Consider the following 21,312-nt stretch of genomic DNA (forward strand, 5'->3'; position numbering starts at 1 on the left):
TGCCCCAAGAGTGGCGATATCCCTCCCCCTGTCAGGGGGAGGCCAGGTGGGGTATCCCCTACCGGACGAGCTTCGGATCGACCAAAGCCCCCTTCTGCCCGATCACCACGCCGGCCACCCGATGCGCCGCCTCTGCCGCTTCCTTCAGCGATTTGCCCGCCAGCCGCGCGCTCAGATAGGCCCCGTTAAAACTGTCCCCTGCCCCGGTCGCATCCACGACCTTGGCACCCGGCTTGGGAGCGACCTTGACGCGCTCGCTGGCGGTGGCGATCAGCGCTTCGCCGGCCCCGTCCTTGACCACGACTTCCTCGACGCCCAGTTCCAGATAACGTTCGGCGGTGTCCTCCACCGATTTGTCGCCGAATAGCGGGGCTTCGTCGGCATGGGTGGGCAGCACGATATCGCAGAGGGTTGCGGCGGCGGTCAGCACCGAGGCCATGACGCGGGGGCTGGTCCACAGGGCCGGGCGCAGATTGGTGTCGAACACGATTTTCGCGCCGGCATCGCGCGCCTTGACGATAGCGCCCAGCAGGCGGCCACGGGCACGGGGCGCCAGGATGGCCAGGGTAATGCCCGAGAAATACACCATGCTGGCGCCGTCGAGCGCGGCATGCAGCGCTTCCTTGTCGTCGGCCAGGAGCTTGGCGGCAGACGTATCGCGCCAATAGGTGAAGTGTCGGTCGCCCTTGTCCTGGTGGATCATGTAGAGGCCGGGGCGGCGCTCAGGGACAGTGCGGATATGGCTGGTGCCGATATCATGGGCTTGCAGGAAAGTGCGGATATCGTCGGAATAGCGGTCTTCGCCCAGCCCGGTGAAGTAATCGACCGACCAATCCTTGCCCAGCAGCGCCCGCATATACCAGGCGGTATTGAGCGTATCGCCCGCATAGCCCAAGCGGTATTGGCGATCCTCGCCCCCGCTCATCTCGATCATGCATTCCCCGATGCTGACGAAACGCTGCTGTGCCAAAACCTGATCCTCTTTCGTGCCGGTTCCCGCTTACCCACGGTGTCATTCCCGCGCAAGCAGTTTAGAAGACCTCATCCTGAGCTTGTCGAAGGACGAGGTCGAGCGCGTGGAGGTCTGATTGCCACGACCTCGTGGTTCGACAGGCTCTCCATGAGATCTACTTGAAGTACCTTCCATCTTCCATACAAGAATGATTGTCACTATGGTGACGCCGATTTCGAGCCGGAGACCACTATGACGCGCCTCAGCACCGCTATCCTTGCCCAAGCACCTGCCGGCGTGAGGGTGCCCGATTATGACCGCAGCACGATCAGCCCGGGCATCGTCCATCTGGGCATCGGCGCCTTTCATCGCGCGCATATGGCGGTCTATGTCGACGATCTGCTGAAAGAGCAGCCGGACTGGGCCATTGTCGGCGCGAGCCTGCGCCGCCCTGATACCAAGCACGCGCTGGAGCCGCAGGACGGGCTTTATACCATTGCCGTGCGCGATGCCGCCGGCACCCATCCACGCGTCATCGGCTCGATCCTCAAAGTGCTCGATGCCAACACGGAACGCGAGGACTTGCTGACGCTGATGGCGAGCCCGCAAATCCGCATCGTCTCGCTGACGGTGACCGAAAAGGGCTATTGCCACGATCCGGCGACCGGCGAACTCGATCAGCGCCATCCCGATATCGTGCATGACCTGGCCAATCCCACCGCCCCTAAATCGGCCCCCGGTATGCTGGTCGAAGCCCTGGCGCGGCGCAAGGCGGCGGGCATTGCGCCCTTCGCCGTGATGAGCTGCGATAACCTGCCGAGCAATGGCGCGACGGTGAAGCGGATCGTCACCAAATTTGCCAGCCTGCGCGACGCGGCTTTGGGCGAATTCGTGGCCGGGGTGGCTTTCCCCGGCACCATGGTCGACCGCATCGTGCCCTCGACCACCGATGCCGATCGCGCGACGATTGCCGAGCTGATCGGGGCAGAGGATGCCTGGCCGATCATGACCGAGCCCTTTACCCAATGGGTGATCGAGGACCATTTCCCGCAGGGCCGCCCGCCCTTCGAGAAGGCCGGGGCGCAACTGGTCGAGGATGTGGAGCCTTTCGAGCGGATGAAGCTGCGCATGCTCAATGGCAGCCACTCGACCATGGCGTATCTGGGCTATCTGGCGGGCCACGAATATGTGTCCGACGCCATGGGCGATCCGGCCTTTGTGGCGCTGATCCATGGGCTGATGAGCGAGGAAGTCATGCCGACCCTCGACATGCCCGGCGTGGACCTGGGCGCCTATCGCGATCAATTGCTGGAGCGCTTCGCCAATCCCGCGCTCAAGCACCGCACCTGGCAGATCGCCATGGATGGCAGCCAGAAACTGCCCCAACGCCTGCTCGGCACCATTCGCGACCGTCTGGCCGCCGGGCAGAGCATCGAGCGCCTGTCGCTCGGGGTCGCCGCCTGGATGCGCTATGTCATGGGCATTGACGAGAAGGGCGAAAATATCGACGTGCGCGATCCGCTGGCCATGCGGATGATGGCGATTGCTGCCGGCGCGGGTGGCGATCCGGAGGAGCTCTATGAGGGGCTGGTTGGGCTGACCGAAGTGTTCGGCGACGATCTGGCGGACAATGAAGTGTTCGGTGCCGACGTGGTGGAACACCTTGATAGTCTATTCGATGTCGGTGCGGCGGAGACGGTGCGGGAGATTGTGGGGTAGAGACCGCAGTCGACTTGGCGGGAAGCCTTCAGTCGACACCCTCCCCCTTGCAGGCAAGGCTATCGCATAGGCCTCAATCCATAGGCTCCATCGTCCCCTCGCCCCTCAGGGGAGAGGGTAGCGGCGCCGGGAGCAAGGCGACCTGGCAAAGCTGGGTGAGGGGTGCGATGCTGGGTACATCCGGTATCTTGCAGCATCGCACCCCTCACCCGCCGGCTTCGCCGTCGACCTCTCCCCTGAGGGGCGAGGTGACGGGCCGGTGGCATTCATAGCTCGCCACACGCCGATGCGGCTTCGCCTAAACCCGCCCCTCCATCGCCCGATCGAAAATCTCCAGCGCCCGCGCCTTGGTCAGCTCCACCGGGTTGCCCCCCGCTGTCGGATCGAGGATCGCCATGTCCCCGATCAGCTCGCGTTTGCTGCCATCCACCTTGAACTCGGCCAGGGTATGCGGCACGTCGAGCCGCAGGCGCAGGCCGATAATGGCGTGGAGGAACGCTTCGAAGGTGGGCGAGAGGCCCAGATACGCGGCCAGCCGGGCGATCTTGGCTTCGATCGCTGGCTTATTGACCATCAGCACATAGGGCATGAAGACCGCATTGGTCATACCGTGGTGGGTGTCGTAGAGCGCGCCGACAGGGTGGCTCAGCGCATGGATGGCGCCGAGCCCCTTCTGGAAGGCCGTGGCGCCCATGGCCGCCGCGCTCATCATATGGCCGCGCGCTTCCACATCATTGGGATCGGCCACGACCTTGGGCAGGTTTTCGAACACGAGCCGAATGCCTTCCACCGCAATGCCATCGGCCAGCGGGTGATAGCCCGGCGCGCAATAGGCTTCGAGGCAATGGGCCAGCGCATCCATGCCGGTGCCCACGGTGATGAAGCGGGGCATGCCCAATGTCAGTTCGGGGTCGGCGATCACCACCTTTGGCATCATCAGGGGGTGGAAGATGACCTTTTTAGTATGGCTCGTTTCGTCGGTGATGACGCCGGCGCGGCCGACCTCCGAACCCGTGCCTGCCGTGGTCGGAACGGCGATGATGGGGAAAATACCCTTGGGATCGGCGCGGGTCCACCAATCGCCAATGTCCTCGAAGTCCCACATCGGGCGGGTCTGCCCAGCCATGAAAGCAATGACCTTGCCCACATCCAGCCCCGAACCGCCGCCAAAGGCGATGACGCCATCATGGCCGCCCTCGCGCAGCACCTTGATGCCGGCTTCCACATTGGCCGAGATCGGATTGGGCTTGACCTCGGCAAACACGCCGACCGGAATGCCCGCATCCTTGAGCAGCTGGATGGTCTTTTGCGTCACCGGCAGATTGACGAGGCCCGCGTCCGTGACGAACAGGGGCTTGGTGATACCGGTGGCCTTGAGCACTTCGGGCAGTTCAGCGATGCGGCCGGGGCCAAACTTGATGGCGGTGGGGTAGTTCCAGTTGGCTTTGGTCATTTGGGCCTCGTTGTTGTGTTGGGGCCACTGGCCCCTGCACCGCCGTCATTGCCGGGCTTGTCCCGGCAATCCATCGCGGGATCGCGCTGGCGGCAGCATGGACCACCGGGACAAGCCCGGTGGTGACGATTGCACGGGAAGCGGTGGGGCTCCCGGAATTAAACCCGTTTCAAATGAAACGACTTGGGCTGGCTAAGGTTCGCATAGCCGATTTCGCTGAGGCCGCCGCCCTTGCCGGTGTTTTTCACCCCGGTCCAGACCAGGGCCGGATCGAGATAGTCGCAGCGATTGGCGAAGACCGTGCCGGTCTCGATTTTTGCGCCCAGCTTGGCGGCCGTGTCGAGGTCCTGCGTCCAGATCGAGGCGGTCAGGCCATAGGGGCTGTCATTCATCAGCGTCACGGCCTCCGCATCGTCGGCCACTTTCATGATGCCGACCACCGGGCCGAAGCTCTCCTCGCGCATCACACTCATCTGGTGATTGACGCCGGTCAACACTTCGGGCGCGAGATAGGGCGAGCCGGCGACATCAAGCGCATGTTTGGAATTGAGATGCCGCATCGCCCCGCCGCGCACGGCCTCTTCGGTCTGCTGGCGGACGTGATCGGCGAAGCTGCCGCGCGCCATCGGCCCGACAATGGTATCGGCATCGAGCGGATTGCCCAGCGTCCACCCCTTGGCGTTGTCGATGAAGCGGGCAACGAAATCGTCGTGAATCGAGGCATGCACATAGATGCGCTCCACCCCGCAGCAGCTCTGCCCGGAATTGAAGAACGAGCCATCGACCAGGTTCTCGACCGCATTGGCGATATCGGCATCTTCGCGCACATAGGCGGGGTCCTTGCCGCCCAGTTCGAGCCCCAGCGTGGCAAAGGTGCCGGCGGCGGCCTGCTCGATACGCCGCCCGCCCTCGACCGAGCCGGTGAAATTGATGTGGTCGATCTGCCCCGAGGCGATCAGCTTTTCCGTATCGGCATGGCCCAGCACCAGGTTCTGGAACAGTCCATCGGGCAGGCCCGCCTGGCGTGCGGCGGCGGCAAAGCGCTCGCCGGCGAGGAGCGTTTGGCTGGCATGTTTGAGCAGGATGGCATTGCCCGCCATCAGCCCGGGAATGATGGAATTGACGGCCGTGAGGAAGGGATAATTCCAGGGCGCGATGACCATGACCGTGCCCAGCGGCTCGCGGGTGATGTAGCGGGTAAAGCCTTCCTTGCCGGTTTTTTCGGCCGGGGCGAGCGCTTCGGCGGCCAGGTCGATCATATAGCGGGCGCGTTCCTCGACGCCCCGCTTTTCCCCGCCAAAACGGATCGGGCGGCCCATCTGCCAGGCGAGTTCGGGCACGATCTCGTCATTCATACCCAGCAGCGCATCGACGAAATGGGAAACGATCTTGCCACGCTCGGCAATAGTCAGTTCCCCCCAGCCCAGCCGCGCCGCCTTGGCGCGGGTAACGGCGGCCGAGATTTCGGCGCCACTGGCGAGCGGGCGTTCGGCATAGGTGCTGCCATCGATGGGTGAGATGATCTTGATCATTTCGGTCATGCTATTGGCCTCTAAAACTGTGGCACCATTCCGCCCCATCACCGGCTTCTCCCTCGGGCTTGACCCGAGGGTCGCTCGTCGTCTGGTGAACGATGAGAATGGTCCTCGGGTCAAGCCCGAGGAAGAGCCGGTGGGTTGGGCGGATTCGGTTCGGTCGGCCGTGTCAACTCCGCTCAAACCCGCGTTTGAGTTCCCAATCGGTGACACGGCGATCATATTCTGCCTGTTCCCATTCCGCCGTATGCACATAATGGCCGATCACCTGCTCGCCAAAGGCGTCCTTGAGCATTCTGGATTTGCGCAAAGTGTCGGTGGCTTCGCGCAGCGTCTTGGGGATTTCGCGCAGCTTCTTGGTCACATAGGCGTCGCCGACAAAGGCCGGTTCAAGCTCCAGCTTGTCTTCGATGCCCTTGATCCCAGCCGCGATCAGCGCGGCAATGGCGAGATAGGGGTTGAGATCGGCCCCGCCCATGCGGCATTCGACGCGGATGGCCTTGGAATGCTCGCCGCAGAGGCGGAAGCCGGCGGTGCGGTTGTCCGGGCTCCAGATTGCCTTGGTGGGCGCAAAGGTGCCGGCCTGGTAGCGCTTATAGGAATTGATATAGGGCGCGAGGAAATAGGTGATGTCGCGGGCATAGGCCAATTGCCCGGCCATGAAGTGCTTCATCAGCGCGCTCATCCCGCGCTCGTCCTTGCCGTCGACGAACAGCGGCCTGCCGTCCTTGCCCGCCAGCGACATGTGGATGTGGCTCGACGAGCCGGCCAGGGCATAATCCCACTTGGCCATGAAGGTCACGGCCTTGCCCTGGGCATAGGCGATTTCCTTGGTGGCGTTCTTGAGCACGACATGGCGGTCGGCCATGGTCAGCGCGTCGGAATATTTGACGTTGATCTCTTCCTGGCCCGGGCCCCATTCGCCCTTGGAGCTCTCCACCGGAATGCCGGAGGCCTGCAAATGCTTGCGCAAAGCGCGCACCACGCCTTCTTCCTTGGTGGTCTGGAAGATGTGGTAATCCTGGATGTAATCGCCCGCCGTCTGGGCGGTCCGATAGCCCTTCTGGCTGATCGTGCGATAATCGTCGTCGAACAGGTAGAATTCGAGCTCGGTCGCCGCATTGGCGGTGTAGCCCATGGAAGACAGCCGCTCGATCTGGGCTTTGAGAATGGCGCGCGGGCTATGCGGAATGGGTTCGTGATGATGGTGATCACTGAGATCGCACAGCACGATGGCCGTGCCCTCGAGCCAGCTCGCCTTCATCAAGGTCGTCAGGTCGGGCTTCATGACGAAATCGCCATAACCCTTGGCCCAATTGGCCGCCGCGTAGCCGGGCACCGGCTCCATATCGATATCGTCGGCCAGCAGGTAATCGCAGCCATGGGTTTCGTCATGGGCGGTTTCGAGAAAATACTCGGCCTGGAAGCGCTTGCCGATCATGCGGCCCTGCATGTCGGGGAAGGCCACGAGCACGGTATCGATCCTGCCGGCAGCGACATCCTCGCGCAGCTCTTCCAGTGAATAGGCCATATTTCCCTCGTTTGTTTTGTGGCGTGCCCGCCCGCAATGCCCCTCCGGCACCGCGAGCGGGGGTTAGAACCTGGCCCTTAGGCAATGGCCTTGTGTTCCAGCGCGAACTCTTCTTCGGGCGACATGATCAGCTTGTGCCGGCCGATTACTGCGAAATAGGCAATGCCCACCGCGCACCACAGCACGACCCAGATCACGCCCTTGAAGAAGTTCGGGTCCTGCAGCTGGTAGAACAGGGTGATTGCCGCGATGATGATGGTCAGCACGGCGCCCGGAATGCCCACGGGCGAGCGGAACGGCCGCTCGATATTGGGCAGGTTGCGGCGCAGGATGATGAAGCTGAGCGCCTGCATGATATAGCTCAGCATTGCGCCGAACACGGCCATGTTGAGCAGCACCGAGCCGATAATATCGTCGCCTAGCTGGGTTTCGCCCGCGCCGCCACCGCCATTGACGAACCAGATCACCAGCATCACGGCCAGGCCCAGCAGGGCCCCCGAAATCATGGCGACATGGGGGGTCTTGTAGGTGGGGTGGGTCACCGACAGCGCGGAGGGGAAATAACCCGCCCGGCTCAGCGAATAGACCTGACGGCCCTGCGCATACAAAATGGTGTGGAACGAGGCGACCAGCCCGATCAGGGCGACAATGCCGAAAATGGGTGCGGCAGCATCGCCATAAATGGCGCGAATGCCCTGCAATGCCGGTTCCAGCGAGGAGCCCAGGCTGAACGAGCCAACCCCGGCAATGGATGGATTGAGCAGCACGATCATGAAGGCGCTGAGCAGCAGCGTGCAGAAGCCTAGCAGGATGCCCTTGGGCATGTCGCGCTTGGGGTCAACCGATTCCTCGGCGGCCAGCGGCACCTGCTCGATGGCAAGGAACAGCCAGACTGCAAAGGGCAGGCTGGCGAGCACGCCCTGCCAGCCAAAGGGGAACCACGAACCATTGCCCTCGGGCAATTCGACCGCGGCGCCATCCGGGCCGACCCCGATATTGAGCGCCCAGCGCGAGAAGTCGATATTGGGGAAGGCGCTGAACCAGAAGAATACCAGGCCCGCCAGCGAGATCAGCGTCACCACCAGCGTGACCTTGTAGCTGAGCGCCACGCCATAGATGTTGAGCGCCAGGAATATGGCGAAGAACACGATCCACAATATGGGATAATAGGCGGTGTCGAGCCCGGTAATCGAGCCGAAATAGCCCGAAATGAAGGTGACGATCACCGCCGGGGTCAGCACATATTCGACATTTTCAAACAGGCCCGTGATGAAGCCGCCCCAAGGCCCCATCGAGGTGCGCGCAAAGGAATAGGCCGCGCCGGTATGGGGCAGAGCCGGGCTCATTTCGGCGATGGATGAGACCAGGCCCAGATACATGATGGCGATAATGCCGGCGGCAACCACCATGCCGCCCCAGCCGCCAGTCATGAAGCCGAAATTCCAGCCCGAAAAGTGACCGGAAATCACCGCGCCAACACCCAGCGCCCATAGTGACCAGATGCCTGCATAGCGTTGCAGGCCGCGCTTTTCGAAATAATCCTTGTCGCGCGTCGCATAGGCGACACTGCCGACCTTCCTTGTCTCAGCCATAACCACGTCCCCTGATTGTTAGCCCCGGTAGAGTCTAGATTGCCATCGCCTCTTTCCGCGCCAATCGTGCGGCCTCAAGACAACGGGCCAGCCGGTCGGCCCACAGGGTCACGCCGGCAGGTTCGAGAATTTCGTCATTGCGAATTTCGATCATACTGGCATCGAGCCCCCGCCCGTCGCCATGTTTCTCCAGTGTCAGCGTCACGCCATTGAGCGCGGCATAGGGCTCGTTCCAGCCGATATTCATCTCGGGCACCTCGGCCTTGAGCGCATCGAACAGGCCTTTGGTGTAGCTGGCATCCGCGCCATGGATCAGCCCGATGGGCCAGGGCCGGGCCACGCCATGATAGACCGGCGTGAAGGAATGCATGCAGACCAGAACCGTCTCCTGCCCCGCATGGCGGCGCGCTTCGAGCAGGGTTTCGATCGAAGCGTGGTAGGGCCGGTGGAAGTGCTCGATCCGGTATTGCCGTTCTTCGGCGTCGATATTTTCGTTGGCTGCAATCCGTGTCGTCTCCGACAGCGTCCAGATCAGGTCCGGCGCGTCCAGATCGCGATTGCAGTCGATGATCAGCCGGGACACCGTCGATTGCACCAGCGGCGCATCGAGCAATTGCGAGAGTTCGCGGCTCACCGCCAGCGCGCCGGGGTCCCAGGCGATATGGCTGACCCGCTCGGTCTGGCTCAGGCCCAGATCGCCATATTTGGCCGGCAGGCGATTGGAGGCATGATCGCATACGATGACGTAGGGCGATTGCCCCCGCGCATTGAGTACCTGCACCGATTTTTCTGCGCTAGCGTCCACTTTCCCTCTACGCGTGGCCAATTAACTTCTGTATCAAGTGTTCCGTAATTGCAAAATCTGTCAATACTGAAATCTGAATTTCAGAAAATCGGAGGCCATCTTGGAGGGAAAAAGCGTCGCCGCGCGTATTCACGACGCCATTCACCGGCTGACCCCGGCCGAAAAGCGTGCTGCCCGCGGCCTGCTCGGCGCCTATCCCACGCTGGGCCTGGCTCCCGTGGCCGAGTTCGGCCAGCAGGCCGGCGCGAGTTCAGCCACCGTGCTGCGGTTCGTCTCGCAACTGGGCTACAAATCCTATCCCGATTTCCAGCGCGCCCTGCGCGACGAGCTGGAGGAGCGCGCCAAATCCCCCCTGCAGCGCGGCCAATCGGCCAGTGCGAGCGCCAGCGACGACAATTTCCTTGACCGCTTCGTTAGCCAGGCCGCCGGCAATCTGCGCGGCACGGCCGGACTGATCCCGCCATCGGAATTTGAAGCCGTCTGCCAGCGCATCGCCGAGGCCAAGGGCCAATGCTATCTGGGCGGCGGCCGTTTCACCGATTTCCTGGCCGGTTATATGGAGGCCCATTTGCGGCTGATCCGCCCCGGCATGCGCCGCTTTGACGGCCGCCCCGCCACCCGCGCCGACCAGATGATCGACGTCCGCCCCGGTGATACGGCCATCCTGTTCGACGTGCGGCGCTATGATCCAAGCCTGCTCGAGGCGGCTGGCGAGCTGGCGGCCCGGCGGGCACAGATCATCCTTATCACTGACGAATGGATGAGCCCGGTGTCGCGCTATGCCAAATTGGTGCTGCCCTGCCGCACGGCGCTCGATCGCACCTGGGACGCCAATGGGTCACTGTTCACGCTGGTCGAGGCGATCATTGCGCGGGTGACAGAACTGGCCTGGCCGATTGCGAGCAAACGGATTGGCTCGATCGAGCCCGGTGGGGTGCCGTAAGGGCATCGGGATACCTCCTTAAAACGAGCGATCCCCCTGCTCTTTCATATAAGCCACTTCCTCATCCGTGCTCACCCGCCCCAGTGCCTTGTTGCGGAACGGAAACCGGCCGAAGCGGGCGATGCAGTCGCGGTGACCGGCCATGAAATTCAGCTGCTCGTCATTGCCCAGAGCCGTGAACAGCCGCACCCCCTCCTCCTGGATCACCAGCGATTCGGCATGCATGAAGGGCATGTAGAAAAAGCTCCGCCATTCCGGCTGCACCGCCTGATCGGCCCCGGCGGCAATGGCTTCCTGCGCCAGTGCCAGGGCCATCTTGTCCTGCGCGAAGGCCTCCGGCACGCCGCGATGCAATTGCCGCGAGAACTGGTCGAGCACGATGATTTCGGCCAGCCGCCCCTCCGATGTCCGCCGCCATTGCCAGGCTTCGCCCCGCGCCACTTCGGCATGGGTTTGCGCAAAAGCCTGGGCCAAAGCCGCGTCGAATTCGGGTTTACCGCCAAACCAATCGTCCTTGCCGTGGTCGATAAACCAGAACCGGATGACATCGTGACTGCTGCGCATCGCCCTATCTCCTAAACCGTGATGATCGCCTTGATCAGCCCCTCGCGTTCATGCGCCCATTTGGGCAGATTCTTGGGCACATCGTCCAGGCTGGTGGCGTGGGTGGCCAGATGGTCTGTGGGCACTTCCCCCCGGCGGATGGCCGACATGACATGCTCGAAATCTTCGCGCGTGGCATTGCGCGAGGCGCGGATGGTGAGCTCGCGCCGGTGGATTTCGGGGTCTTCCCAGCTCAATGTGCCCTTGACCACGCCGACCAGCGTCAGCGCGCCGCCATTGCGGCAATAATGCACGGCCTGGTTCATGGCGGGAATGGCGCCGGTGGCGTCAAATACCGCGTCAAAGCCGGTCGCCATCTTGGCCTTGAACGCCTCGCCTTCGCGATCCTGCAGCGAGGCCGCGCCGAACCCGAAGCCGCGAGCCGCCTCGAGCTTATCGGCGGCGGCATCGAGAATGGTGACATCGGCGCCGGCAATGCGGGCAAAAAACGCCGCGCCCAGCCCGATCGGCCCACCGCCGACCACCAGCACCCGCCAGCCCGGCTTGAGTTCGGTGCGCCGCACGGCATGGGCGCCAATGGCCAGAAATTCCACCATGGCCGCGTCGCGCAACGACAGATCGCCCGCCGGATAAAGATTGGCCTCGGGCATGACGATCTCCTCGGTCATGCCGCCATCGCCATGCACGCCGAGTACGCTCAGCGTTTCGCAGCAATTGGTCTTGCCCTCGCGGCAGGCCGGGCAATGGCCGCAGGGCAGATAGGGGTTGATCACTACCGGATCGCCGTCGCGCAGGCTCGTTGCCCCATTGGCGTCGAGCACCACTCCGCTCAATTCATGCCCCATGATGCGGGGATATTGCAGGAACGGATGCTTGCCTTCGTAGATGTGATAATCGGTGCCGCAAATGCCGATATGGCGGATGCCGACGCGAACCCAGCCGGGCTTCAGCGCCGGCCGGTCGATCTCGATCAATGCCAGTTCGCCCGGCGCGGCACAGCAAATGGCTCGCATGTCTGGTTCTCCCACCTCATTGGCGGGAGAACTAACATGTTAGTGCGCGAACAGAAAGTGCAGACTGAGACGGACTTCACCTCGCCCCTCAGGGGAGAGGTCGGCGCGCGGCACCGGGTGAGGGGTGCGATGCTGCAATATTCCACCAGCATCGCTCCCCTCAGCCCGCCAATACCCTAATCCGATTGCCGAACGGATCCTGCGTTTCGATGCCATTTTCTGCTTCGGCAACCGGCGCATTGGCGGCAGCCAAGCGAGCCCGAACCCCATCAAGCGTCGTCCCATCCGGCACCACAATCGTGAACCAGCGCAGTCCGGCCGACCCCGCCTGCGGCAGGCCGGCATTGGGGCCCGACCAGATATTGAAGGCAATGGTATGGGGCATGTAGTCGAGCCCCACATCGCCCATGCCGAAGGACTGGATCAGCATGAACCCGGCAAAGCCGATGACATCGCGATAAAAATCCATCGCCATATGCAGGTCGTTGACATGGACATGCACATGCCCGATCCGCGTGCCGGCCGGCATGCGGGGCGCGACCACGGGGCTCTCACCCAGTTCCGCCAGCAGGCCATCGAGATCGATCGGGTCGCGGCCCGAATGCGGCTTGCCTTCCCTGGTTACGGCATAATGGCCGGTTTCCGGGTCGCTCAGCGTGCCGCGCCAGGGCGTCTCGAAGGTGATTTCGATGCCATTGCCATCGAGATCCCATAGATAAATCGCCTCGGAAACCAGATGGTCGGTGGGCGAAATCCGCACATTGCGCTGCAGTGCCCGCACAGCCATTTGCGCCAGGTCGGCCCGGCGCGGTACATGAATGGCCACATGATAAAGCCCGATCGTGTGGCGCTGGCTGGGCCGGACAGCGCCGGTTTCGAGTACGATCAGCGGCTTGCCGCCGGCGCCCAGGGTCAGCTCCTTGCCCTGCTCGGCGATGAGATCGAGCCCCACTACATCCTGCCAGATGGCAAGGGCGCGGGCCCGGTCGGTGACGGCGATATGCACCGGCCCCAGACTTGTGGTCAGCGGCAGGACAGGCTTGGACCGAACGTCGGTCTGGATGCTGGCATCGATCATGATGGCCTCCTTGATTGGCCTCAAGATAGGCGCATCCGGCCAGCCGGGCATCCCCGCTTCATCGAACAGTGTGATCGCCTTGGCCGTGATCAGGGAACAGTCAACTCGTCCGCCAGCTTGATCAATTCGAACCGGCTGGCGCGGATGTCCAGCTCGATGCGCCAGATGCCGGCCACGGGGATGGTCAGCCCCTCGACAGACCACAGGCCATCCTGCTCGGTGGCGACCCGCGTGAACGGCTCGATACCCAAAGCGGGTGCCGAGAGCGTCACCGCGACATCGAGCGGGGAGATCGGCATGCCCTCAAGATCGGTCAGCCAGATGTCGAGACCAACCGGCCCCGCCTGCCCCGGCGCCAGGCTGACCATGGCCATGGTCGTGGCGTCCATCAGGTGGAGCATCAGCGGCTCGGCGGGAATGCCCGCCTCCACCGTGGCAAGAGCGCGCGGCGGCGGGGTAAAACGCCAGCCTGCCACCAGACCAAGGATGACCAGGATCAGCAGCACTTCGAGCACGATTGACTGACGCAGCCGCTGCCGCGCACTGGCGTCGCCAGCCAGAGCCGGCCTGGTCAGCCAAAGCCGGTTCCACAGCGCCAGGCCAAACAGCACGGCAAGCAGGCAGAGTTTCGCGCCAAGGATCAGACCATAGGGCGCCAGCCAGTGCGGACCAGGCCAGCCCATCTGGATCACCGCTAGGGTCACGCCGGACAACACGATCGGCGCCACGGCAAAGGGCACGAAGCGGGAAAATTGCGCCAGCGCCTGATCGGCCGCAGCACTGCGCTCACGCAGCAACAAAAACAGCGGCAGCAACGCACCGGCCCAGAAGATAATGCCGGCAATATGCAGGAACACGGCGGGCCGGGTCAGCCATTGCGGGCTGGCGGCGCCGGCATGGCCGCTCAGCGCCAGCGCGAGCGCGCCGGTAATCAGCGCGAGCCAGGCAAAAACGGCCGCTACCTTGCCCCGCTTCAAACACAGCGCAACCAACGCCAGCAGAAATCCGATGCCGATGGCCAGAACCGTCGCGCCATAGCTGGTGGCAAAACCGGTGTCCAGGATGCGCGCATTGGCCGACAGCAGCGGCAGCCCAAGCGCGTCCAGCCCTTGCAGCCACAAGCTGAGCACGGCAGCCGGCAGTCCGATGATCACCAGGCCAATAGAAGCCTTTTCCGCCCCCAACGGCAGGCTCGCCACCGATCCGAACACCGCCCCGCCAATGCCGGCGAACAGGGCGATGAACAGCACCGCCTTGCTGGCCCACAAGATCACACCGACAGCCGGATCGCTCACTTCTGCCGCGGCGGCCCCGGTAATCGTGCCGACGGAAAACACCAGCGAGCCACCAATAGGGTGGCCATCGGTGGACACGACCCGCCAACTCAGAACATGGGTGCCCTGGGGCAGACCAGCCGGCAGCGTCACCGCCACACTCTCGCCGCCGGTCGTGCCAGCGAGCAGATCGCTTTTGCCGCCATCACTGCCGATCAGGCTGATCGCGAGCGGGCTGACCGGCTCGTTGAACTGCAGCTGCACCGCCTGCGGCGCGCTCTCGAGCACGGCATTGTCAGCCGGATCAGCCGACAGCAATTGCGCATGCGCCCAGGCCCGCATAGGCACAAGCAAGGCCAGCAACAGGCTGAGCGCAAGAATGATCCGGAAATGGCGCATGATGCACTCCACAAGCGCTCCCCTCTTGAGGGGAAATTATCGCATATGCCGGGCTCACCTCGCCCCTCAGGGGAGAGGTCGGCGCGCAGCGCCGGGTGAGGGGTGCGATGCTGCCACGGGAGTGGTGTCCCAGCATCGCACCCCTCACCCTGACCCTCTCCCCTGAGGGGCGAGGGGACGATGACGCCCTGAATTTGTATGTTCCCTCCCCCCTGGGGGGGAGGGAAGCCGATCGCAGCGCTCAGCCCTTAATGCCCCGCATCCGCCGGGAGCAGTTCCAGGCTGGGTGCGGGCATTTCGGCATCCTCAGCCCCGGTCACGTCGATCCAGGCTTCCTCGCCATTGGCGCATTCCTGCACCACGGGGAAGTAGAACCGACCCGGCTCGAGCGTTCCCGCAAAAGTGCCGCGGAAGGTGAATTCGTCGTAGAATTCATTGGGCAGGCTGCCGCCCGACCAGACGATTTCCTTGACCCCTTCGGTCAGGGTGGTGCCGTGATTGTCATAGCTGCCCGCATAGGGGCCGGTGACGGTTTCCAGTGTCCAGCCCGCATGGGGCATGGGCTTCACATTGTAGAAGCCCTCGGGAATCTGGATGCGCAACGTGGTCGTCGCCTCGGCGCCGCAGCCATGGGGCACGCGGACCACGGCCTTATAGGTGGAGCCGAGCTTGGCCTCTTTCACTTCGAGCGTGACATGGGCAAAGGCGGGCGCGGACAGGGCAGCAAGGGTTGCGACGGCCACAGCCGCGCGAGCAAAAATACGGATCATGATGATTTCCAGCAATAAAATGGTCTGATTGGCAGCAAAGCTGCCGCTTGGATCAGGCCAAAGCTGGCGGGGCGCGCGCTTGCCCGATATGGGCCGGCATGGCGAATGCATCGGGCGCGGGCCGCAGCGCATAGGCGACGACTTCGCCAATGCGGATGATCCCGACATGCAGCACTGCCGGCTCGACAGAAGCCAGTTCGTTCTTGGCTATGCCGGAAGCGGCGCATTTGACCGCAACCGTCGTCTTGTTGCCGTCGGCATCCTGAGCTAGTGGCGCGCAGATTGACCAGCCAATGTCGGTCGCAAAACCGATGCTGGCCAGATCGCGCTGCAGTCCGGCGGCCTGATGCAGCGGCGCCAGGAGCGTCAGCACATAGATGGCCAGCACCGCAAAAGCGGCGCCCATCTCGCGTGCTATGGTCCTGTTCCGAAACGGCATGCAAACCTTCCCCCGTGGTAAGGCTGTAGCGCGGGGCTCGCTCTGCGACAAGGCTACAGATGTCGCAGGTGGCATCGCTCGTGAGCTGAGGATATCACGGGCGATTGGGTGTCATCCCCCGAGCAAGCCCGATATGGTCGCGCCTCGATTTGGAGCATCCGACACATTCATGGCCGACCTCGACACCCGTATCGCCACCCAGATTGCCACTGAAATTGCCGCCCGCCCGGCCCAGGCCCTGGCGGCTATCGAATTGCTGGATGGCGGGGCGACCGTGCCCTTCATCGCCCGCTACCGCAAGGAAGTGACAGGCGGGCTGGACGATACGCAATTGCGCCTCTTGTCCGAGCGGCTGGGCTATCTGCGCGAGCTGGAAGCGCGGCGGGCGACGATCCTGAAATCCATCGAGGAGCAGGGCAAACTGACGCGGGTTCTGACCGCCTCCATCATTGGCGCGGCGACCAAGGCGGAGCTGGAAGACCTTTACCTGCCGTTCAAGCCCAAGCGCCGCACCAAGGCCGAGATTGCCCGCGAGCGCGGATTGGGCCCGCTGGCCGAGGCGATCCTGGCCGACCGCCGCGCCGATCCGGTGGCGCTGGCGGCTGCCTATATCACCCCCGACGTGCCCGGCACCAGGGAAGCGCTGGAAGGCGCCCGCGATATCGTCATCGAGGGCCTGTCGGAAAATGCCGCTCTGCTCGGAAGGCTGCGCCAGCATATGCGCGACAAGGCCATGTTGCGGGCGCGTGTGGTGACCGGCAAGGAAGAGGCCGGCGCCAAATTTTCCGATTATTTCGACCATTCCGAGCGCTGGACGAAAGTCGCCGGGCACCGCGCCATGGCCATGATGCGCGGGCGCGACGAGGACATGCTCAGCCTTGAAATCGAGGTGGATGCGGATGTGACCGACCCGATCAAGCCAGTCGAGCGGCTGGTGATCTCGGCCCTTGAAGCCCAGGGGCCGGGGGCCGGCGATGCCTGGCTGCGCGAGGTCGCCAGCTGGGCCTGGCGCACGCGGCTGCGGGTATCGCTCTCGGTCGATCTGATGGTGGAATTGCGTGAACGGGCCGAGGTGGAAGCCATTGCGGTCTTTGCCCGCAATCTCAAGGACCTGCTGCTGGCCGCCCCGGCCGGCGCCCGCCCCACAATGGGGCTCGACCCCGGCATTCGCACCGGCGTCAAGGTCGCGGTGATCGACGCCACCGGCAAGGTGCTCGATACCGATACGGTCTATCCGTTCCAGCCGCGCAACGATGTGATGGGCGCCCAGGCCAGCCTCAAGCACCTCATCGCCAAGCACGGGATCGAGCTGATTGCCATCGGCAATGGCACGGGCAGCCGCGAGACCGAAAAGCTGGTGCTGGACCTGATCGAGCGCCTGCCCGCCCCCAGGCCGACCAAGGTGATCGTCTCGGAAGCCGGGGCCTCGGTCTATTCGGCCTCCGAGCTGGCCGCCGCCGAATTCCCCAATCTCGACGTCTCGCTGCGCGGCGCGGTCTCCATCGCCCGGCGCCTCCAGGACCCCTTGGCCGAACTGGTCAAGATCGAGCCCAAGGCGATCGGCGTGGGGCAATATCAGCACGATGTCGATCAATACCGGCTCAGCCGCTCGCTCGATGGCGTGGTGGAAGATGCGGTGAACGCGGTCGGTGTCGATCTCAACACCGCCTCCGCCCCGCTCCTCGCCCGCATTTCGGGGCTGGGCGGGTCGGTGGCCGAGGCCATTGTCAGCCACCGCGACGCCAATGGCCCCTTCCCCACCCGCAAGGCCCTGCTCGAAGTGCCGCGCCTGGGCCAGCGCACCTTCGAGCAATGTGCGGGCTTTTTGCGCATCAGCAATGGCGCCGAACCCCTCGACGCCTCCTCGGTCCACCCCGAAGCCTATGGCGTTGCCCGCAAGATCGTTGCCGCCTGCGGCCGCGACCTGCGCAGCCTGATGGGTGACAAATCGGCTTTGGCCGGGCTCGATCCCGCCCGCTTCGTCGATGACCGTTTCGGCCTGCCGACCGTGCGCGACATTTTCCTCGAACTGGAAAAGCCCGGCCGCGACCCCCGCCCCGCCTTCAAGACGGCGACCTTTGCCGAGGGCGTCGATGACATCAAGCATCTGAAACCCGGCATGCAGCTCGAAGGCACGGTGACCAATGTCGCCGCCTTCGGCGCCTTCGTCGATATCGGGGTGCATCAGGATGGGCTGGTGCATGTGTCCCAGCTGGCCGACAGCTTCGTCAAGGACCCCCATGCCGTGGTCAAGGCCGGCGACGTGGTCAAGGTGCGCGTCGTCGAAGTCGATGTCGCCCGCAAGCGCATTGGCCTGACCATGCGCCGCGAGATCGACGCCAATGCACCGCGCGAGATGCCCCGCGACAAGCCGGTCCGCCCATCGCAGCGGCCACAACAGCCGTCCAACCCACTGGGCTCGCTCGGCGACCGGCTGAATGAGGCGATGCGCAAAAAGCAGTAAGCCACGATCTGCACACCATGAAAAAGTCCGGGCTCTTTCGTCCCCTCGCCCCTCAGGGGAGAGGGTCAGGGTGAGGGGTGCGATGCCGGGACACCACTCCCGTTGCAGCATCGCACCCCCGACGCTACGCGCCGGCCTCTCCCCTGAGGGGCGAGGTGAGCCGGCATGGGCGATAGCCTTGGCGCAAAATCGATTGCTCCAAAGCCGCCACCATTCCGCCACTTGCACGTTCCCTCCTCACGTGACCTGCCGCAGGGGCGGGCAAGCGCAGTGCAAGGAGACGTTTGAATGACCAAGATCATGTACACCGCCAGGGCCACCTCCACCGGCGGCCGTTCGGGCCATGGCAGAACCGATGATGGCGTGCTGGACGTGACCCTGACCACGCCCAAGGAAATCGGCGGCGACGGCGCACGCGGCACCAATCCCGAGCAATTGTTCGCGGTGGGCTATTCGGCCTGTTTCCTGGGCGCCATGAAGGCGGCCGCCCGCAAGAGCGGCGACACCATTCCCGAAGACGCCAAGGTCACCGCCGAAGTCAGCTTCCGCGACCGCGACGACGGCGAAGGCTTCTGGATCCAGGCCGCGCTCAAGGTGGACGTGCCGGGCATGGACAAGGCCAAGGTCGAAGACATCGTCAAGCGTGCCCATGTCATCTGCCCCTATAGCGAGGTATCGCGGAAGGGGTTCGAGGTGGATTTGGCTGTGGTCTAAAAAACAACGCCGGGGCTCTCACCCCGGCGCTTCCTATCAGGCCACGTTCAGCCCCTTGGTCAGTTCCAGCGCCTGCCGCTCGAACAGCCGGCGATAGATGCCGCCCTTGAGCGTGATCAGCTTGGCATGATCGCCTTCCTCCACGATCCGGCCCTTGTCGAACACCAGCAGGCGATCGAGCGCCCGCACGGTCGACAGCCGATGCGCAATCACCAGCGTGGTGCGGCCGACCATCAGCCGTTCCATCGCCTCCTGGATCTGCACTTCGCTTTCGCTGTCCAGGCTCGATGTGGCCTCGTCCAGGATCAGCACCGGTGCATCGGCCAGGAACGCCCGGGCAATGGCGACACGCTGCCGCTCGCCGCCCGAGAGTTTGACGCCACGCTCGCCTACCATGGTCTCGTAGCCCTTGGGCAGGCTCAGGATGAAGTCATGCGCATTGGCCTGCAAAGCCGCTTCCTCGATCTCGGCGCGCGAGGCGCCGGGGCGGGCATAGGCAATGTTCTCGGCCAGCGTGCGGTGGAACAGGATGGGCTCCTGCTGCACGATGGCCAGCTGGCTGCGCAGGCTCGATTGCTGCACATCGGCAATATTGACCCCATCGATGGTGATGGCACCGCCATTGACGTCATAGAGCCGCTGGATGAGCTTGACGAAAGTCGTCTTGCCCGAGCCCGAATGACCCACCAGCCCGACGCGCTCGCCCGGGGCGATCTTCACCGAGAAATCGCGATAGAGCGGGGTGGCGTGCGAACCGTATTGGAACGTCACATTGTTAAAGGCGATGGCGCCTTCCCCGATCTTGATCTTGCCCGAACCAGGCTTGTCGGCAATGCCATAGGGCTGCTTGTCGAGCGCGACCAGTTCTTCCATGTCATTGACCGAGCGCTGCAGGTTGCGGATATGCTGGCCCACATCGCGCAGATGCCCCTGCAGCACGAAGAACATGGTGAGCACGAAGGTGATGTCGCCCGGGCTCGCCGCGCCCTGCTGCCACAGCCAGAGCGCGGTGCCCAGAATGGCCGCCTGCATGATGGCCATCATCAGGCCCTGCGCGCCACCATTGAGCGTGCCGCGCTGCCAGACGCGACGGGTCCGCTTGCGCCATTTGCTGACGACGCGAGCCAGAATGGCTTCTTCACGCTGTTCGGCGCCGAAGGCCTTGACCACCGCATTGCAGCTCACCGCATCGGCCAAAGCGCCGCCCATCCTGGTGTCCCAGGCATTGGCCAGCGCGCCGGCGGGGGCGACGAAGCCCAGCGACAGCCATACGGTTACCGCCACATAGATCAGCGAGCCCAGGCCCACGACGAGACCCATAACCGGCCAGACCGCACCAAGGATCACCGTGGCGCCGATCAGCATGACCAGCGATGGCCAGAGCGCTACCAGCAACACGTCATTGAGCAGGTCGAGCGCGCCCGAGCCACGCGTGATCTTGCGCACCGTGGAGCCGGCAAAGCTATTGGCATGCCAATCCGAGGAGAAGCGCTGCACCCGATGGAAGGCATTGGTGATGACGTCATTCATCATCTGCAGCGTGAAGGCGATCACGCCGAAATAGACGAACTGGCGCAGCACAACCGAGCCCAGATAGAGCGCCGCCATGATCCAGAACGCGCTCAGCGCCTGGGCCCAGAAGGCTTCGTTCTGCCCGCTGCCGGACGCGACGGCGTCGACCAGCCGCCCGGCAAAAACCGGGCTGAAGGCTTCCGCCAGCGTGGCGGCGAGCACCAGCAGGGCAATGCCGGTGGCCCGCCAAGGCTGTTTGGCCCAATGATGGAACGTGAAGCCGAGCACATTGGCGAATGCGTCGGCGCGGAAATCGAGCTTCTTGCGACTCATGGTGGTGACCCGGACGCCAAGCGCGCCGGCCCTTATGTGAAAGTCATGAAAGGCACAGCCGGGAACGGGACAAATATTCCCGTCAGATCAGAAATGGCTGCGATGGAAAAACCGCGGGCGGCTGGCCTTGTCGGCGGGCCGCGGATGGCAGGGACCTAACGGTGTGCCATGCCGATGGGGGAAGCGGTAAACATTACTGTCATATGACGCCTCCCTTGGTTG

General features: G+C 63.8%; 17 protein-coding genes. 4 read left to right on the forward strand and 13 right to left on the reverse strand.

The features are described from left to right. Nucleotides 1–58: 58 nt before the first annotated feature. The gene (locus FF80_RS20100) at nucleotides 59–970 is read right to left on the reverse strand and encodes a sugar kinase (protein ID WP_244445844.1); all 912 of its coding nucleotides are present in this window, start codon (nucleotides 968–970) and stop codon (nucleotides 59–61) included. A gap of 234 nt (nucleotides 971–1,204) precedes the next feature. On the opposite strand from FF80_RS20100, the gene FF80_RS20105 reads away from it, so the two are divergent. Beyond that, complete coding sequence (locus FF80_RS20105; protein WP_035103663.1) at nucleotides 1,205–2,671, forward strand: mannitol dehydrogenase family protein; 1,467 nt, start codon at nucleotides 1,205–1,207, stop codon at nucleotides 2,669–2,671. 298 nt (nucleotides 2,672–2,969) lie between these two features. On the opposite strand, the gene FF80_RS20110 is transcribed toward FF80_RS20105, so the two are convergent. From FF80_RS20110 to FF80_RS20130, 5 genes are all read right to left on the reverse strand, one after another. After that, nucleotides 2,970–4,124: an iron-containing alcohol dehydrogenase gene (locus FF80_RS20110; protein WP_035103664.1), complete on the reverse strand. Its 1,155-nt coding sequence runs from the start codon at nucleotides 4,122–4,124 to the stop codon at nucleotides 2,970–2,972. Between the two features lie 158 nt (nucleotides 4,125–4,282). After that, nucleotides 4,283–5,665 (reverse strand): aldehyde dehydrogenase family protein, encoded by a 1,383-nt coding sequence (locus FF80_RS20115; protein WP_035103665.1) that lies wholly within the window; start codon nucleotides 5,663–5,665, stop codon nucleotides 4,283–4,285. Nucleotides 5,666–5,828: 163 nt separating this feature from the next. Next, on the reverse strand, nucleotides 5,829–7,190 hold the full coding sequence (locus FF80_RS20120; protein WP_035103667.1) for a glutamine synthetase family protein: 1,362 nt from the start codon (nucleotides 7,188–7,190) through the stop codon (nucleotides 5,829–5,831). A 77-nt stretch (nucleotides 7,191–7,267) separates the two neighbouring features. Next, nucleotides 7,268–8,782 (reverse strand): amino acid permease, encoded by a 1,515-nt coding sequence (locus FF80_RS20125; protein ID WP_035103668.1) that lies wholly within the window; start codon nucleotides 8,780–8,782, stop codon nucleotides 7,268–7,270. Between the two features lie 34 nt (nucleotides 8,783–8,816). Then, nucleotides 8,817–9,587, reverse strand: a complete 771-nt coding sequence (locus FF80_RS20130; RefSeq protein WP_035103669.1) for an N-formylglutamate amidohydrolase — start codon at nucleotides 9,585–9,587, stop codon at nucleotides 8,817–8,819. 100 nt (nucleotides 9,588–9,687) lie between these two features. Here FF80_RS20130 and FF80_RS20135 point away from each other — a divergent pair, with 100 nt between their 5' ends. Next, nucleotides 9,688–10,530: a MurR/RpiR family transcriptional regulator gene (locus FF80_RS20135; protein ID WP_052153803.1), complete on the forward strand. Its 843-nt coding sequence runs from the start codon at nucleotides 9,688–9,690 to the stop codon at nucleotides 10,528–10,530. An 18-nt stretch (nucleotides 10,531–10,548) separates the two neighbouring features. Here the strand turns inward: FF80_RS20135 and FF80_RS20140 are convergent, their stop codons facing one another. The 6 genes from FF80_RS20140 to FF80_RS20165 all read right to left on the reverse strand — a co-directional run bounded on the left by FF80_RS20140 (nucleotide 10,549) and on the right by FF80_RS20165 (nucleotide 16,067). Next, nucleotides 10,549–11,094: a DUF924 family protein gene (locus FF80_RS20140; protein WP_035103670.1), complete on the reverse strand. Its 546-nt coding sequence runs from the start codon at nucleotides 11,092–11,094 to the stop codon at nucleotides 10,549–10,551. 11 nt (nucleotides 11,095–11,105) lie between these two features. After that, entirely contained in the window at nucleotides 11,106–12,107 is a 1,002-nt protein-coding gene (locus tag FF80_RS20145; protein WP_035103671.1) for a zinc-binding alcohol dehydrogenase family protein, read from the reverse strand. Between the two features lie 160 nt (nucleotides 12,108–12,267). Beyond that, nucleotides 12,268–13,185 carry a VOC family protein gene (locus FF80_RS20150; protein WP_052153824.1) on the reverse strand — a complete coding sequence of 306 codons (918 nt, stop codon included), beginning with the start codon at nucleotides 13,183–13,185 and terminating at the stop codon, nucleotides 12,268–12,270. 89 nt (nucleotides 13,186–13,274) lie between these two features. After that, a complete protein-coding gene (locus FF80_RS20155; RefSeq protein WP_035103673.1) occupies nucleotides 13,275–14,858 on the reverse strand; it encodes a copper resistance protein CopC in 1,584 nt (527 codons plus the stop codon). Between the two features lie 248 nt (nucleotides 14,859–15,106). Next, nucleotides 15,107–15,628, reverse strand: coding sequence for a DUF1775 domain-containing protein (locus FF80_RS20160; protein WP_035103675.1), 522 nt, complete (start codon nucleotides 15,626–15,628; stop codon nucleotides 15,107–15,109). A gap of 52 nt (nucleotides 15,629–15,680) precedes the next feature. After that, complete coding sequence (locus tag FF80_RS20165; RefSeq protein WP_152558451.1) at nucleotides 15,681–16,067, reverse strand: hypothetical protein; 387 nt, start codon at nucleotides 16,065–16,067, stop codon at nucleotides 15,681–15,683. A gap of 169 nt (nucleotides 16,068–16,236) precedes the next feature. On the opposite strand from FF80_RS20165, the gene FF80_RS20170 reads away from it, so the two are divergent. After that, nucleotides 16,237–18,531, forward strand: a complete 2,295-nt coding sequence (locus FF80_RS20170) for a Tex family protein (RefSeq protein WP_035103677.1) — start codon at nucleotides 16,237–16,239, stop codon at nucleotides 18,529–18,531. Nucleotides 18,532–18,819: 288 nt separating this feature from the next. Beyond that, nucleotides 18,820–19,245 (forward strand): organic hydroperoxide resistance protein, encoded by a 426-nt coding sequence (locus FF80_RS20175; RefSeq protein WP_035103678.1) that lies wholly within the window; start codon nucleotides 18,820–18,822, stop codon nucleotides 19,243–19,245. Between the two features lie 36 nt (nucleotides 19,246–19,281). On the opposite strand, the gene FF80_RS20180 is transcribed toward FF80_RS20175, so the two are convergent. After that, complete coding sequence (locus FF80_RS20180; protein WP_035103680.1) at nucleotides 19,282–21,090, reverse strand: ABC transporter ATP-binding protein; 1,809 nt, start codon at nucleotides 21,088–21,090, stop codon at nucleotides 19,282–19,284. Nucleotides 21,091–21,312 lie beyond the last annotated feature (222 nt).

This window comes from Devosia sp. LC5 (assembly GCF_000735585.1).
Classification (GTDB): Bacteria; Pseudomonadota; Alphaproteobacteria; order Rhizobiales; family Devosiaceae; genus Devosia.